The sequence below is a fragment of the Thalassotalea sp. Y01 genome (assembly GCF_012932945.1).
Lineage (GTDB): Bacteria > Pseudomonadota > Gammaproteobacteria > Enterobacterales > Alteromonadaceae > Thalassotalea_A.
The window spans coordinates 98,439-113,454 of the sequence record NZ_JABBXG010000009.1; the positions used below are offsets into that span (position 1 = coordinate 98,439).

The 15,016-nt window shown below is 43.0% G+C and carries 13 protein-coding genes and 4 tRNA genes; 2 read left to right on the forward strand and 15 right to left on the reverse strand.

Going from position 1 to position 15,016, the window contains the following annotated elements:
- Window positions 1–110: 110 nt before the first annotated feature.
- The 7 genes from clpP to HII16_RS13465 all read right to left on the reverse strand — a co-directional run bounded on the left by clpP (window position 111) and on the right by HII16_RS13465 (window position 4,357).
- A complete protein-coding gene (gene clpP / locus HII16_RS13435; RefSeq protein WP_323368258.1) occupies window positions 111–722 on the reverse strand; it encodes an ATP-dependent Clp endopeptidase proteolytic subunit ClpP in 612 nt (203 codons plus the stop codon).
- Between the two features lie 130 nt (window positions 723–852).
- Complete coding sequence (gene tig, locus HII16_RS13440) at window positions 853–2,157, reverse strand: trigger factor (RefSeq protein WP_169130860.1); 1,305 nt, start codon at window positions 2,155–2,157, stop codon at window positions 853–855.
- Between the two features lie 525 nt (window positions 2,158–2,682).
- Window positions 2,683–3,600: a glutaminase gene (locus HII16_RS13445; RefSeq protein ID WP_348981428.1), complete on the reverse strand. Its 918-nt coding sequence runs from the start codon at window positions 3,598–3,600 to the stop codon at window positions 2,683–2,685.
- A gap of 360 nt (window positions 3,601–3,960) precedes the next feature.
- Window positions 3,961–4,037, reverse strand: a tRNA-Pro gene (locus tag HII16_RS13450).
- 16 nt (window positions 4,038–4,053) lie between these two features.
- Window positions 4,054–4,129: transfer RNA gene (locus tag HII16_RS13455), tRNA-His, on the reverse strand.
- Window positions 4,130–4,136: 7 nt separating this feature from the next.
- Window positions 4,137–4,213 (reverse strand) — tRNA-Arg (locus HII16_RS13460).
- Between the two features lie 67 nt (window positions 4,214–4,280).
- Window positions 4,281–4,357 (reverse strand) — tRNA-Pro (locus tag HII16_RS13465).
- A gap of 308 nt (window positions 4,358–4,665) precedes the next feature.
- On the opposite strand from HII16_RS13465, the gene folD reads away from it, so the two are divergent.
- Together folD and HII16_RS13475 are read left to right on the forward strand one after the other, a co-directional pair.
- Window positions 4,666–5,520 (forward strand): bifunctional methylenetetrahydrofolate dehydrogenase/methenyltetrahydrofolate cyclohydrolase FolD, encoded by an 855-nt coding sequence (folD, locus tag HII16_RS13470; protein ID WP_169130864.1) that lies wholly within the window; start codon window positions 4,666–4,668, stop codon window positions 5,518–5,520.
- Window positions 5,521–5,761: 241 nt separating this feature from the next.
- Window positions 5,762–6,688: a DUF808 domain-containing protein gene (locus HII16_RS13475; RefSeq protein ID WP_169130866.1), complete on the forward strand. Its 927-nt coding sequence runs from the start codon at window positions 5,762–5,764 to the stop codon at window positions 6,686–6,688.
- A gap of 106 nt (window positions 6,689–6,794) precedes the next feature.
- Here the strand turns inward: HII16_RS13475 and ribBA are convergent, their stop codons facing one another.
- The 8 genes from ribBA to HII16_RS13515 all read right to left on the reverse strand — a co-directional run bounded on the left by ribBA (window position 6,795) and on the right by HII16_RS13515 (window position 14,988).
- Window positions 6,795–7,904, reverse strand: a complete 1,110-nt coding sequence (ribBA, locus tag HII16_RS13480; protein ID WP_135439464.1) for a bifunctional 3,4-dihydroxy-2-butanone-4-phosphate synthase/GTP cyclohydrolase II — start codon at window positions 7,902–7,904, stop codon at window positions 6,795–6,797.
- A 4-nt stretch (window positions 7,905–7,908) separates the two neighbouring features.
- The gene (locus tag HII16_RS13485; protein WP_169130868.1) at window positions 7,909–8,571 is read right to left on the reverse strand and encodes a riboflavin synthase; all 663 of its coding nucleotides are present in this window, start codon (window positions 8,569–8,571) and stop codon (window positions 7,909–7,911) included.
- A 37-nt stretch (window positions 8,572–8,608) separates the two neighbouring features.
- On the reverse strand, window positions 8,609–9,721 hold the full coding sequence (gene ribD, locus HII16_RS13490) for a bifunctional diaminohydroxyphosphoribosylaminopyrimidine deaminase/5-amino-6-(5-phosphoribosylamino)uracil reductase RibD (RefSeq protein WP_169130870.1): 1,113 nt from the start codon (window positions 9,719–9,721) through the stop codon (window positions 8,609–8,611).
- A gap of 20 nt (window positions 9,722–9,741) precedes the next feature.
- Complete coding sequence (gene nrdR / locus HII16_RS13495; RefSeq protein ID WP_135439461.1) at window positions 9,742–10,206, reverse strand: transcriptional regulator NrdR; 465 nt, start codon at window positions 10,204–10,206, stop codon at window positions 9,742–9,744.
- 95 nt (window positions 10,207–10,301) lie between these two features.
- The gene (glyA, locus tag HII16_RS13500) at window positions 10,302–11,558 is read right to left on the reverse strand and encodes a serine hydroxymethyltransferase (RefSeq protein ID WP_169130872.1); all 1,257 of its coding nucleotides are present in this window, start codon (window positions 11,556–11,558) and stop codon (window positions 10,302–10,304) included.
- 323 nt (window positions 11,559–11,881) lie between these two features.
- The gene (locus HII16_RS13505) at window positions 11,882–13,306 is read right to left on the reverse strand and encodes a class II fumarate hydratase (RefSeq protein WP_169130874.1); all 1,425 of its coding nucleotides are present in this window, start codon (window positions 13,304–13,306) and stop codon (window positions 11,882–11,884) included.
- Window positions 13,307–13,367: 61 nt separating this feature from the next.
- Window positions 13,368–14,762 (reverse strand): Na+/H+ antiporter NhaA, encoded by a 1,395-nt coding sequence (gene nhaA / locus HII16_RS13510; protein ID WP_211183518.1) that lies wholly within the window; start codon window positions 14,760–14,762, stop codon window positions 13,368–13,370.
- The gene (locus HII16_RS13515) at window positions 14,752–14,988 is read right to left on the reverse strand and encodes a hypothetical protein (protein WP_169130876.1); all 237 of its coding nucleotides are present in this window, start codon (window positions 14,986–14,988) and stop codon (window positions 14,752–14,754) included. The genes nhaA and HII16_RS13515 overlap by 11 nt, the downstream gene beginning before the upstream one ends.
- Window positions 14,989–15,016 lie beyond the last annotated feature (28 nt).

Consider the following 15,016-nt stretch of genomic DNA (forward strand, 5'->3'; position numbering starts at 1 on the left):
TTAGCAGTCAGGATTAATAATTAATTATAGCCCTAATTATCAGGCTAAATGCCGGCCACTTTAAATTAGCTGAAAATCCTCTCAACACATTGGCGCCGGCATCGGATGTTTTAGCGCTTGTTTAAAATACCATCAACCAAACCGTAGTCGATTGCATCTTGTGCACTCAAAAAGTTGTCACGGTCAGTGTCTTTAGCAACTTGCTTCAGGTCTTTACCTGTGTGCTCAGCCATCAAACGATTCAACTTGTCTTTAATAGACAGGATTTCTTTCGCATGAATTTCAAAATCCGATGCTTGCCCTTGGAAACCTCCAAGCGGCTGATGGATCATCACGCGAGCATTTGGCAAACAAAAACGCTTACCCTTTTCACCTGCAGATAATAGGAAGGCCCCCATACTGGCTGCTTGTCCCATACAAACCGTACTAACGTTTGGCTTGATAAATTGCATGGTGTCATAAATTGCCAAACCAGCGGTTACGCTGCCACCTGGCGAATTGATGTACAAATAGATATCCTTTTCAGGGTTTTCTGATTCCAGAAACAAGAGTTGGGCAACGATAAGGTTTGCCATGTGCTCTTCTACCTGACCGCACAAAAATATCACGCGCTCTTTCAACAAGCGCGAATATATATCATACGAACGTTCGCCCTTGGAAGTTTGCTCAACCACCATAGGTACTAATGCATTTTCAATTGGTGCGTTATTATTGGAATGAATCAATGAAAATATCCTTAAAAAAATAAAAATGGCTTATATGATCCCATATAAGCCATTTAAGCCATTGCCATTGGTATTGTCAATGGATAAGACGTGTAAAACCGCTAATTAATGTTGATTTGCGCAACAATTAAGCTTGTGGGTTCATTACATCTTTAAAAGCTGTTTCTTTTTCAGCTACATCAGCGTTAGCAAGAATGAACTCTACAGCTTGCTCTTCTAGAGCAACATGCTGCATTTGTTGATTCAATTCTTGGTTGTTCATGTAGTAATCAACAACTTCTTGCGGATCTTCGTATGCAGATGCAGCCGTTTCGATCAACGCTTTCACTTTGTCTTCGTCAACTTTTAATTCGTTAACTTTGATTACTTCACCTAGAAGTAGACCAACTTTTACACGACGCTCAGCTTGTTCAGTGAACATTTCAGCTGGAAGCTGTGGCATGTTGTTTGGATCAACTTGGTTGCCAAAGCGCTGCATTGCCTGTTGACGTAATACGTCAACTTCTTGGTCAACAAGTGCTTTTGGAAGGTCAAGATCGTTTGCTTCAACAAGGCCGTTAAGAACTTGCTCTTTAACCTTACCTTTAACAGCTTGGCTAAGTTCACGTTCCATGTTTTTCTTAACTTCTTCACGTAGTGCGTCAACACCGCCGTCTTCAACACCGAACAATTTCGCGAATTCATCATCGATTTCAGGAAGTACAGGACCTTCAGTCTTGTGAACTGTGATTTCGAACTCTGCGTCTTTACCTTTCAGGTTTTCAGCGTGGTAATCTTCAGGGAAAGTAACTGTGATAGTTTTCTCTTCGCCAACTTTCATACCAGTGATTTCTTTTTCGAAACCAGGGATCATGCGACCTGAACCTAGTTCAAGTTCAAAACCTTCAGCTTTACCGCCTTCGAATTCTTCACCGTCAACACGACCTAGGAAATCGATAGTAAGCTTGTCACCTTTTTTGGTTTTACGCTTATTTTCTTTCCAAGTTTTGTGTTGGTTTTGCAGAGTCTTGAACATTTCTTCAAGATCATTATCGGTTACGTCAACAACTGGCTTCTCAACTTTAATTTTGTCTAAACCAGAAATAGCTACTTCTGGGTAGATTTCAAATGTTGCTTCGAACGCTAGCTCTTTACCTTCTTCATTGCTCTTAGCAACGAACGCAGGACGACCTGCTGGGTTTAGTTTCTCAGCAACGATAGCTTCAACAAAGTGACGCTGCATTAGCTCACCAGCTACTTCTTGACGAACAGATCCGCCAAAACGCTTCTGGATTACATTAGCTGGAACTTTACCTGGACGGAAACCTGGTGCTTTATAAGTCTTAGCGAATTGACGCAGACGGTTTTTAACTTCTACATCTACTGTTTCGGCAGGAACGGTAATAGAAACCTTGCGCTCCAAACCTTGAGTAGTCTCAACTGAAACTTGCATTTTTATACCTCAATTTACGGCGTGTTTCGCCTTTAATGCATCTCTATATTCACCAGTAAACAATCTGTTTACCGTCTTATCACCACCTGAATCAGGCTGTGACCTAAAGCCATTTCCACAGCTTTAGTCTAAAAAGATGGTTCTAGGCCCAATAAATATGGGCTCAATTTAAATGTGACGCGGAATTATAGCGGTGTAGTCGGTTGCTGTAAATACCTGTTGAGCAACAATTACACGGTTAATAAAAAGCCAAGCGATTCGACATCAAAAGTCAGCAAGATACAGACGCCCTAAGCGCAGACTAAAACGCTGATAGATAACAATAATTATTGACGTGTATATGGATAACATAGCGGCATATGGCGGGTTAAAAGCAGTCCACAAAAAATCGCATTAATTTGTAATCTAATCGCTAAAATTAGCGCAATAGCCTTCGCCTTAATGGGCTATAAACACCCGACTTATGGCTAAATTGACGCGGTAATATTGTTAATAAAACGACTTTATTAGCCGAAAAGTCGCATCTTAAAAAATTGAGATACCTGTTTTGCTGGTGAATAGTTCCAAAGCTTTGGTGCCTACCAAAGAGTTGCCATTGTTATTTAAAGCAGGCGAATATACCGCTATCGACATCTCTCCAGGTACGATGGCAACGATGCCGCCGCCCACACCACTTTTGCCTGGTAAACCAACGCGAAACGCAAAGTCCCCTGATGCGTCGTAATGACCACAGGTTAACATGATCGAATTGATACGTTTTGCTTGCGCTTCGCTGATAAAGGTTTTCCCTGAGATTGGGTCAACACCATCGTTTGCCAAATACAGCATAGAACGTGACAATTGGCTGACATTCATATCCGCGGAGCATTGTTGAAAATAGGTCTGTAACACCTGATCGATATCGTTATCGATATTACCAAACCCTTTCATCAAATTGGCCAAGGCAAGATTACGAAAGCCACATTGCATTTCCGATTCGGCGACGGTGTGATTAACTGCGATGCTATGGTCATCACAGCATTCTCTGATAAAGATCATGATGTCATGCAAAGCTTTTTTCGGATCGGCAAAATGCGATATCAAGCTATCACAGACCACGATCGCGCCGGCATTAATGAATGGATTGCGGGGGATGCCATCTTCGTATTCTAATTGCACCAACGAATTGAATGGATCGCCGGATGGTTCTCGCCAAACACGTTTAAAAAGGTCATCTTGGTAATAGCGTAGCGCCAAGGTATAACTAAACACTTTAGAAATACTTTGAATTGAAAACGGCTTTTCGAATGAGCCGACACCAAAAGACTCGCCATTGGTTAAGGTAACCGCCATGGCAAATTGATTTGGATCGACTTTGGCTAACTCAGGAATATATTGAGCAACCGTGCCCTGCCCGAGTAAAGGCGTAACTTCTTGTTGTACTTCATTTAAAACCGCTAACACATCCATAATTGCAACTCACATTGACAAACCAATCACGCATTGTAACTTTAGCAAAAGTAACCACCAATCGATACGTTAGATCAAAAACAGCTAACCTAGCTAACCTAATTGCTTTGTTATTGGACTTATTTTGAGGGACTAAGGACTAAGAAGTATTTAAAAAATTTGAGAGTTTTTAATATAGAGAAAGTGGTCGGTGATGCAAGATGAATCAAATACATCCTGTATTTCCCCCTTCGGGCGAACTTCGTTCGTTAAAAACTGTTCCATACAATTTTTTTAAACTTGCTTCGCAAGTTCGAATTCAGAATTATGTTAGGAAATTTGAATACGGTGAAGTTTTAGAAATTGGAGAGAAAGTGGTCGGTGATGCAAGATTCGAACTTGCGACCCCTTGGACCCAAACCAAGTGCGCTACCAAGCTGCGCTAATCACCGACTATATAAGGATAAGTGGGGTGGCTGATGGGATTTGAACCCACGACAACCGGAATCACAATCCGGGGCTCTACCAACTGAGCTACAGCCACCACTGAATGGCACGCCCTGCAGGAGTCGAACCTGCGACCTACGGCTTAGAAGGCCGTTGCTCTATCCAGCTGAGCTAAGGGCGCACAACACCTTACAGGTTATATCAACTTATCTAAGATGAAAAGTTAATAATGCTAATGCAAAAGAAAGTGGTCGGTGATGCAAGATTCGAACTTGCGACCCCTTGGACCCAAACCAAGTGCGCTACCAAGCTGCGCTAATCACCGATTTTCTCTAGTGTTGGAAACACTGTTGTGTCTCTCAACGGATGCGCATATTACCTATGTGTTCCGAGGTCGTCAATTGTTTTTTGCGATATTTTTATCGTTCGTACAATTTTACATCATTTAATAAAAAAAGGCGCAAAAAATAGCCATAAAGTCATATTCTATTAACGATCATGGTATTAACTCAGATCAGTTATTTATGCTTTGCATATTTTTATTTAGTGATTACGAATGTAAGCACTACACGGCATGCCTAAATTATGAGAAAATAGCGCCGAATTTTATGCCAATTACTGTTAAAAGAACCTATGTCTGCGAAAATTATTGATGGTAAAGCCATCGCCCAGCAAATTCGTACCGAAGTGAAACATAAAGTAGAGCAACGTCTGAGTGAAGGCAAAAGAGCACCTGGCCTTGCTGTTGTTCTTGTCGGTCAAGATCCGGCCTCTCAAGTCTATGTCGGCAGTAAACGCCGTGCATGTGAAGAAGTAGGCTTTATCTCTAAGTCATATGACATGCCTGCTACGACCACACAAGATGAGCTTTATCAGTTAATTGATAAACTTAATAACGATGCTGAGATCGACGGTATTTTGGTGCAATTGCCACTACCAGAAGGCTTAGATGCCAACTTGATTATTGAACATATTCACCCTGACAAAGATGTTGACGGTTTCCACCCATCAAATGTCGGTAAACTGTGTCTACGTCAACCGGGTCTGCGTCCATGTACACCAAAAGGTATCATGACGTTAATTGAGTCAACCGGTGTTAAGCCTCACGGTTTAGAAGCCGTCGTTGTAGGCGCTTCAAATATTGTTGGCCGACCAATGACGTTAGAATTGCTACTGGCTGGCTGTACAACAACGACAACACACCGCTTTACCAAAGACCTAGAGCAAAAAGTTCGTAATGCGGACTTGGTAGTAGTTGCGGTTGGTAAACCAGAATTTATTCCAGGCAGTTGGATTAAAAAAGGTGCGATTGTCATCGATGTTGGTATTAACCGTCTTGAAACAGGCAAACTTGTCGGTGATGTAGAGTATCAAGTAGCAAAAGATCGCGCTGCATACGTTACCCCGGTACCAGGTGGTGTAGGACCAATGACAGTGGCCAGCTTGATTGAAAATACATTAATCGCTTGTGAGCAATTCCACAGCTAATCGCAGGCAATAGCTCGCACACAAAAACGCAGCCATGAGCTGCGTTTTTTTATGACTCGTTACCAAGGTTTCTCTCGCGGTTTCTTTCGCAGCTTCTTCGTCAGTTTTTGGGGTGGCATTATGGGTAGATGATTATTAAGTTCATATTGCCCTGCTTGTATAACGCCAAGAAGCAGGCATACTATGGCCTATTGAACATGATATTTTTAAATCATAAACACCGTGTAAATAAGGATGATTTATGGCTGGAACCAGCCTACTGGCACTGATCGATAAAATAGCTACGGCACTCGACGACGTTGCGTTAATGACTAAGGTCGCAGCAAAGAAAACCGCTGGCGTGTTAGGCGATGATTTGGCTCTAAATGCACAGCAAGTTTCCGGGGTAAAAGCCGACCGAGAATTACCCGTCGTTTGGGCTGTGGCAAAAGGCTCTTTTATAAATAAGCTGATTCTCGTGCCATCGGCATTGTTGATAAGCAGCATTGCCCCATGGCTAATTACACCGTTATTAATTGTCGGTGGTTTGTTCTTATGCTTTGAAGGCGTCGAAAAAATCGCCCACAGTATGTTTGCCAATAAAGAGCAAACCGACAGCGAGCACCAACAAGACTTAGCGGCCTTAGCGGATGAATCCGTGGATATGGTCGACTATGAAAAAGATAAGATTAAAGGCGCGATAAAAACCGACTTCATTTTGTCGGCAGAGATAATCGTTATTGCACTTGGCACAGTGCAAGATAAAGCCTTTGTTGACCAAGCCAGTGTTATTTCATTAATCGCGGTACTGATGACCATAGGCGTATATGGTTTGGTGGCGGCGATTGTTAAGCTCGATGATCTAGGCCTACACCTTATTAAAGATCAAGCGACAACCGCCATGGCAGGATTAAAACGCAGTATTGGTCGAGGCTTATTAGCATTTGCGCCAAAACTAATGAAAACCTTGGCCATTGTCGGTACTGCTGCGATGTTTTTGGTGGGCGGTGGCATCATAGTTCATGGCACGCCGATACTGCATCATGGCTTACAGTGGCTAAACTCACAGGTGTCCGGTTGGTCATTGCTTATTGACCCGCTATACAACGGAATCAGTGGCGTCATTGCAGGCGCAATCGTATTAGCGGTCGTCAGCATGGTACAAAAGCTGCGTGGTAAAACCGCTTAGACCGTTATCATGAGCTACTAATAGATTTAAAATAGATATAAAAAAAGCCGGTTTAAGTCCGGCTTTTTGTTGTTAATGATATACGTTTTGCTATGCAGCGGATGAGCTATTCAGCAATATACTCAACGATTTCTAAACCAAAGCCGCCTAATGAATGGTACTTGGTTTGTGACGTCAATAAGCGCATTTTACCAACACCTAAATTAGCCAGAATTTGCGATCCAACACCGACATTGCGTGAACCAACGTGTTTGATAATTTCATTGACTTCTTCGCCTGAATCTTGAATCGCATATTTCTTCACTTGCTCAAGCAACTGTTGCGGCGATTCATGTTTACCAAGCAATACCAATACACCACCTTCATTGCCAATTTTTTCTAACGCATTGTGAATTGGCCACGTATTTTTGCTGTCTCTGGTAGAAAACAGTAAATCACGGAAGGTGTTTTCAAGATGAACACGCACTAACGTTGGCTGATCGGCATTGATCTCACCTTTGCTTAGCGCAAAATGTGTCATGCCATCGATGGTATCGGTAAATGCAACAAGGTCAAACTCACCGTATTGAGTTGGCAGTTTGCACTCACTTACGCGACTGATGGTGGTTTCAGTCTCATTACGATATTCGATAAGGTCGGCAATGGTACCCATCTTCACATCATGTTTTTCGGCGATGACTTCTAAATCTGGTCGACGCGCCATGGTGCCGTCTTCATTAAGAATTTCAACAATAACCGCCGCAGATTCATAACCAGCCATGCGAGCTAAGTCAACACCGGCTTCGGTGTGCCCTGCACGATTTAATACGCCACCGTCTTTGGCGATTAACGGGAAGATATGCCCAGGTTGGACAATAGAGCGATGGTCCGCTTCAGGATCACAGGCAGCAAGTACTGTTGTCGCACGGTCTGCAGCGGATATACCGGTAGTGACACCGCGAGCGGCTTCAATAGATACCGTAAAGTTGGTGGTAAACTGAGCGTCGTTCTTATCAACCATTAAAGGCAACTTCAGCTTTTCACACTTTTCTCGTGACATTGGCATACAAATCAAACCACGACCATGGGTGGCCATAAAGTTAATCGCCTCTGGCGTTACTTTTTCTGCTGCCATGATGAAATCGCCTTCGTTCTCACGATCCTCATCATCCATCAAGATAACCATTTTACCCTGTTTGATATCTTCAATGATTTCTTGTGGTGTATTTAACTTCATAAATTTAACCTTTCATAAAACCGCTATTGATCAGCAATTCTTCTGTTACGCCAGAGGTTTTGCTTGCTGATTCATTTTGACAAAACAGCAAACGTTCTAAATATCGAGCAACCACGTCAACTTCAAGGTTCACCTGGCTACCAACTTGATAGCTACTAATAATAGTCTCTTCAATTGTATGCGGCACAATTGTTAAGCGAAATTGATTATCTGCAACTGAGTTTATGGTCAATGAGGTACCATCAACAGTAATAGAGCCTTTTTCTGCCGCATATTGTTTTAGGCTATGTGGCAATTCGAGCCAATATTCGGTTGCGTTGCCAACTTGCTCTATGCTTTGAATGGTGGCAACACCATCGACATGCCCACTGACAATATGGCCACCGAATCGGGTGGTCGGTAACATCGCTTTTTCAAGGTTTACCTTATCGCCAGCTTGATAATGAGCAAAGCCAGTTCGCTTTAATGTTTCCATAGAAACATCGGCACTGTAGCTTTGTTTGTCATAGTCAACAACAGTTAAACAAATGCCGTTGGTCGCGATTGAATCGCCCAGTTTGACATCACTCATATCCAATTTGCCGACATTAACTTTAATGCGAGCACCTTGTGAGTTAACGCTAATCGAAGCAATAGATCCTAAGGCTTCAATAATTCCGGTAAACATACTATTTCCTAATAAATTTCGAAACTAAGCTGTTAAATTAGTCTTTAACAATATGGCAAATAAAACGTACATCCTGGCCTATTTTACGGATGTCTTTGATATCAAGATTTATCGCCGCTGACAACGAGTTCAAACCCGGAACCTGCAATAACCCCATCGCATCATCGGATAGCAATTTTGGGGCTTGATACAGGATCAGCTCATCAACCAAATTTGCCGCAAAAAATGCGCCGGCTAAACGCCGTCCGCTTTCGAGCCAGATTTCATTTAAGCCACGCTCTGCAAGCTTTAGCATCAGATCAGGCAAATCAGCAAAGTCATTAGCTTGCTTAACTTGCATCTGTTCAACAAAATGAGGCCAGTTGTGCTCAGTTTCAAGCTCTGTACGAATTAAAATTATTGGTGCATCAATGGAGAATAACGCTAAATCAGGCGTTAAACGATGCTTTGTGTCAATGATGACTCTTACAGGTTGCCTTAAATCGCTATTATTTGAGCCATTAACGTTACTAAGCTCCTGATAACGTACATTTAATCGTGCGTTGTCGGTAATTACCGAATCAGCACCACTAATGATTGCACAACTTTGTGCGCGATAAGATTGCACATCTCGACGCGCCGCAGGTGAGGTTATCCATTGACTTTCACCGCTGGCCATTGCGGTTTTACCATCAAGGCTTGCGGCTAGTTTGCAACGTACTAAGGGTAACCCTTGGGTCATGCGCTTTATAAAGCCTGGGTTGAGTTGCTGACACGCGTGTTCAAGTACCGGGCCGATACAATCAATACCGGCTTGTTGCAGCATCTTAATGCCGCGCCCACTTACCAAGGGATTTGGATCCTGCATGCCAAACACAACCTGACGCACACCGGCGTCAATCAAACCTTGCGCGCACGGCGGCGTGCGGCCAAAGTGACTGCAAGGCTCTAAGGTGACATAAGCCGTTGCGCCAGTGGCTTTTTCGCCGGCATCTTTAATGGCGTTAACTTCGGCATGACCAAGACCCGCTTTAACATGGAATCCTTGACCAACGATTACCGAGTCGCGCACTAAGACACAGCCAACTCTTGGGTTTGGTGATGTGGTGTATCGTCCTTTGTCGGCAAGCTTTATTGCCAACTGCATGTAATATTCGTGGCTATCTATCATGATTTGATAAGTGTAGGTTATTACCCTGAATTTTTATCATCACCTAAACGAGCAATCTCTTCGCCAAACTCTCTAATGTCCTCGAAAGAACGATAGACAGAGGCAAATCGTACATAAGCGACCTTATCCAGCAACTTTAGCTCATCCATAATGATGTTACCGAGCAATTCACTGCTCACTTCGCGCTCGCCTGTTGCTCGCAATTTTGATTTGAGTTTATTAATTGACGCTTCAATTTCTTCAATGCTAACTGGGCGCTTTTCTAATGCACGTAATAAACCACTGCGCAATTTGTCTTCGTTAAAAGGTTCTCTTGAACCATCACGTTTAATGATTCTTGGCATCACCAGTTCAGCCCCTTCAAAGGTGGTAAACCTTTCACGGCATTCCAAACATTCACGACGGCGACGTACCTGATGGCCGTCACTGACCAAGCGTGAATCAATTACCTTAGTTTCTGTAGCGGAACAGAACGGACAATGCATAGTTTTCCAGAATAAAATAGAGTTATAACGACACTTTAACAAAATAAAAAATGGTCGCAAAGTGCGACCATTTTTTTATCACGATTTACGACAATTTATGCGTAAACAGGGAAACGAGAACAAAGCTCGATCACTTTCTCGCGAACCGCGTCAATTGTTTGCTCATTATTGATGTCATCAAGAATGTCACAAATCCAACCGGTCAGCTCTGCTGTTTCTGCTTCAGCAAAACCACGACGAGTGATCGCTGGTGTACCTAGACGCAAACCAGAGGTTACGAATGGTGAACGCGGGTCATTTGGAACCGAGTTCTTATTCACAGTGATAAACGCACGACCTAGTGCCGCATCAGCGTCTTTACCAGTAATGTCTTTGTCAATTAGATCTAACAACAATAAGTGGTTTTCAGTACCGTTTGATACCACCTTGTAACCACGTTCTTGTAAAACGCGAACCATAGTTTTGGCGTTATCTAATACTTTTTGCTGATATTGTTTAAATTCAGGCTCAAGTGCTTCTTTAAAAGCAACAGCTTTGGCAGCGATGATGTGCATCAAAGGACCACCTTGACCACCAGGGAATACCGCTGAGTTAAGCTTTTTGTAAATAGCTTCATCACCACATGCAGAAAGAATAAGGCCACCACGAGGACCGGCAAGGGTCTTATGGGTCGTTGTAGTAACAACGTGTGCATGTGGAAGTGGGTTCGGGTATAGACCCGCAGCAATAAGACCAGCAACGTGAGCCATATCAACCATAAGGTAAGCGCCAACTTTGTCAGCGATCTCACGGAAACGAGCCCAATCAACGATACCAGAGAATGCAGAGAAACCTGCAACGATCATTTCTGGCTTGTGTTCTACCGCTAAACGCTCAACTTCTGCGTAGTCAATGTCGCCAGTTTCTGGGTGCAAACCGTATTGGATTGGTTCGTATAGTTTACCAGAGAAGTTAACACCACTACCGTGCGTCAAGTGACCACCATGCGCAAGGCTCATACCTAACACTTTGGCTCCTGGGGTACACAATGCCATGAATACGGCTGAGTTTGCTTGAGAACCAGCGTGTGGTTGTACATTGGCATAATCGGCATCGAATAATTCACAGGCACGTTTGATGGCTAACTCTTCTGCGATATCAACAAACTCACAACCACCGTAGTAACGCTTGCCCGGGTAACCTTCGGCGTATTTGTTAGTTAATTGTGAACCTTGTGCTTCAAGAACGCGCGGACTGGTGTAGTTTTCAGACGCGATCAACTCAATGTGATGCTCTTGACGCTCTACTTCATTAGTCATTGCTTGGTACAATTCTGCATCGAAATCAGCAATGTTCATATCACGAGTTAGCATGGAATTTCCTCTGATAAGTTGGATAGAAAAAAAATTGGCTTTATTTTGCCCGAATGAGCCGTTGTTGTACACGGTCTTTTTAGACTTATTTAGCTAAAAAATGCGCTTTTTGTGATGAAAGCGGCAAGTTCTACAAAAAATACCTTTTTTAACAAACAAAACAAACAATAAAGGCCCTTTCGGGCCTTTATAAACAGTTTGCTTTGCGTAACGGCTAGCTAGTGATTTTCAGACACCATATTGATGGTATGTTCACTTTAGGACAAATTTTTAGATAATTTATGTTGTTCGTTCGCTTTTTACTCATTATCGGGAGTAATAATCTAAATATTCAGTTGACCATCTATTAAACGCTCAAATTCAACTTGGCTAAACAGTCCCAATGACTCAGCAGCAGTGGCTAGCGACTCATTTTTTTCAACTGCCTGCTGAACAATTTTAGTCGCCACGTCATAGCCGAGTTTAGGCGCCAACAATGTAATAATCGACAAATTGCTACGCATATTATTGTCGGTTTGCATATGGTTAAGCTGTAAACCTTGTATAGTATTTTTTGAAAAAGAATTTATCGCATCAGCCAGCAATGCGATACTTTCCAAGACGTTGTGGATTATTACTGGACGGTAGGTATTGAGTTGCAGCTGCCCATTCGAGGCAGCAAGAGATACTGTCAGGTCATTGCCAAAAACCTGTAAACACACCATGCTTAATGCTTCGCATTGTGTCGGGTTTACCTTGCCCGGCATAATAGAGCTTCCAGGCTCGTTGGCGGGCAAATGCCATTCATTCAAGCCGCAGCGTGGGCCACTTCCCAGTAGCCGAAAATCATTGGCAAGTTTAAACAAGGCCGTAGCAAGTTGTTTAAGCGAGCAGCTAAACCGCATCAATGCATCTTCACCCGAAACTGCCGCATAGAGATTTTCATGTTGAACAAATGGCAACTGGTACTGCTCTGCCAACAGCGCAATTACCTGCTGACCGAATGAATTTGGTGCGTTAGCACCTGAACCTACCGCCGTGCCTCCAAGAGCCAACTGATGAACCGAAATCAAACTCTCTTCTATCGCCTTTTTAGCCGCTGTTATCTGTTGCTCGTGAGCTGACAAAAGTGCACCTGCTTTGATTGGTAACGCATCCATTAAGTGAGTGCGAGCAACTGTCAAAAACTCATCAAATTCTGATTGCCTCTGAGATAACGCTCGTTCCATCCGCTCGATTGAAGGCAGCAATACATGCAATGTCTGCTGAGCGACAACGATATGCATGGCGGTGGGAAAGACATCATTAGACGACTGTGACATGTTGATGTGGTCGTTGGGATGTAAACGGGTATTATCTTTCGCAGGATCTCCTTGTCCCCCCTGAAGTAAATACGTATTTGCCAGCGATGTGATAACCTCGTTGACGTTCATATTAGTTTGAGTCCCTGATCCTGTTTGCCAAACTTTTAATGGAAATTGATCGGCATGCTTACTATCAAGCAATTCATTACAGGCGAAAATAATCGCTTTAAGCTGTTCATCATTTATCAGGTGTAATTCGTGATTAACTTGCGCACTAGCACGCTTTATAGAAACCAGAGCATCAATAAAACACTGCTCAAAAGTGTGTTTTCCGATCGCAAAATAGTTTAACGAAAGCTCGGTTTGTTTGCCCCAAAGCATAGGTTTATTTTCAGCTGGGTCGGATACGCTTTTCTGGTTTCCTAATGTATTTCCTTGGGTGTGTTTTTTCGATGATTTTGTCATAGTAGAGCCCATTTATCCTTTTCGCTTGAACAGATGATCGTACTCTTCCAACTTAAAACGTTCAGTCACAGGAATTTTTATTCATGCGTTTATCTTTCGCGAGAGGGCTATAGGGCTGCTCACTATCATCTGACTTAGTCACATACAATAATAGCATTAAACCTAAAAATGCAGATAAAACTGACGCACAAAGGATACCGAATTTCACCACATTAATATGCGCTGAGCTAAAAGCCAGATTGGCAATAAATAAAGCCATAGTGAAACCAATACCTGCCAACAATCCGCCTGCTAGAATCATTAGCCAACTAAGATTAGAAGGCAACACAGCGAATCGCAGTTGAACCGAAGTCCAACTGAACAAGAAGACACCTAACGGTTTGCCTATCACGAAACCAAGAAATACCGCCATCGCGAGCGGAGAAGTTACCTCTATTCCCGTGAATGCTATGCCCGCATTAGCAAGGGCAAATAAGGGCATCACAACAAAACCCACCCAAGGGTGAAGCATCATCTCCAAACGTTCTACCGGTGAAAGGACTTCACGTGCAGCCGCTTCAGCCGTTTTCAATGCCTTACGATCAGGCGTATCACCACTCCAATGATTACCAGGAGGATAAGCCACTACGCAATCCATAATAGTGTGTAGGCGGTCATCTGTTACCCATTTTGTTGTTGGGGTCATTAGCCCCAGAATGACGCCAGTGACTGTTGGGTGGATACCCGATGCATCAACCGCCAACCAGATCAGAATCCCCACTATAAAGAACAAGGCCATACTGCGGATGCCGATAAATGCCATGACTTTAACAACGATGAACCCGAGTAACACGAATCCAATAGCTAGCCAATTTATGTCACTACCATAACCCACGGCAACGACGATAATAGCGCCGATGTCATCAACTACGGCTAGTGATAACATGAATATTCTCAAGCTCTTAGGAATTCGCTTGCCCAACAATGCTAAACAGCCAATCACAAACGCTGTGTCCGTCGCCATAACGGTTCCCCAGCCATGTTGACCTAGCTCACCATGCTGAAAAAAGAGATAAATTAGAGCGGGCACTAGCATTCCGCCCACAGCGGCGGAAATAGACAACATAGCAAGACGCCTATTGCGCAATTCTCCGAGCACTAGCTCTCTCTTGAGCTCTAGCGCAATTAAAAAGAAAAACAGTGTCATTAGCGCATCATTTATCCAACCATGTATCGAACGCTCAAAGGCAAAAGTACCTATATTTATTCCAATCGACACATGCCACAAGTCATTAAACGATTCACTTAACGGGGAGTTTGCCAACGATAATGCCAGCAAGGTGGATAACAGCAAAACAACACCTGCAGCCGCTTCAATTTTAACAAATCGTGTGAGGGGTTGGACGATCCAATCAATATGCTCTTTGGGTAATTGCGTTGGATGACCCCGTTTATCACTCATCGATTCATGATTCATATTTTCCACTTTGAGATAATGGTGTTCTTTCCTCGCCACTCAATGCAAAATTGACATCGGAAATAGCTTGATCAACCCTTACATAATTGATGGCGTCTTCAAGTTTTCCATATTGATATTGCTTATAGTGGTAATTGTTTATCTGCTCACAGGTAATGCCATATTTTTTCATCTTAGATATCTCATCATTTTTCATCATCACAGAACCCGTTTGCTTGAACCCCATTAAAAAGCTTGAATAAACCATTAGTCGT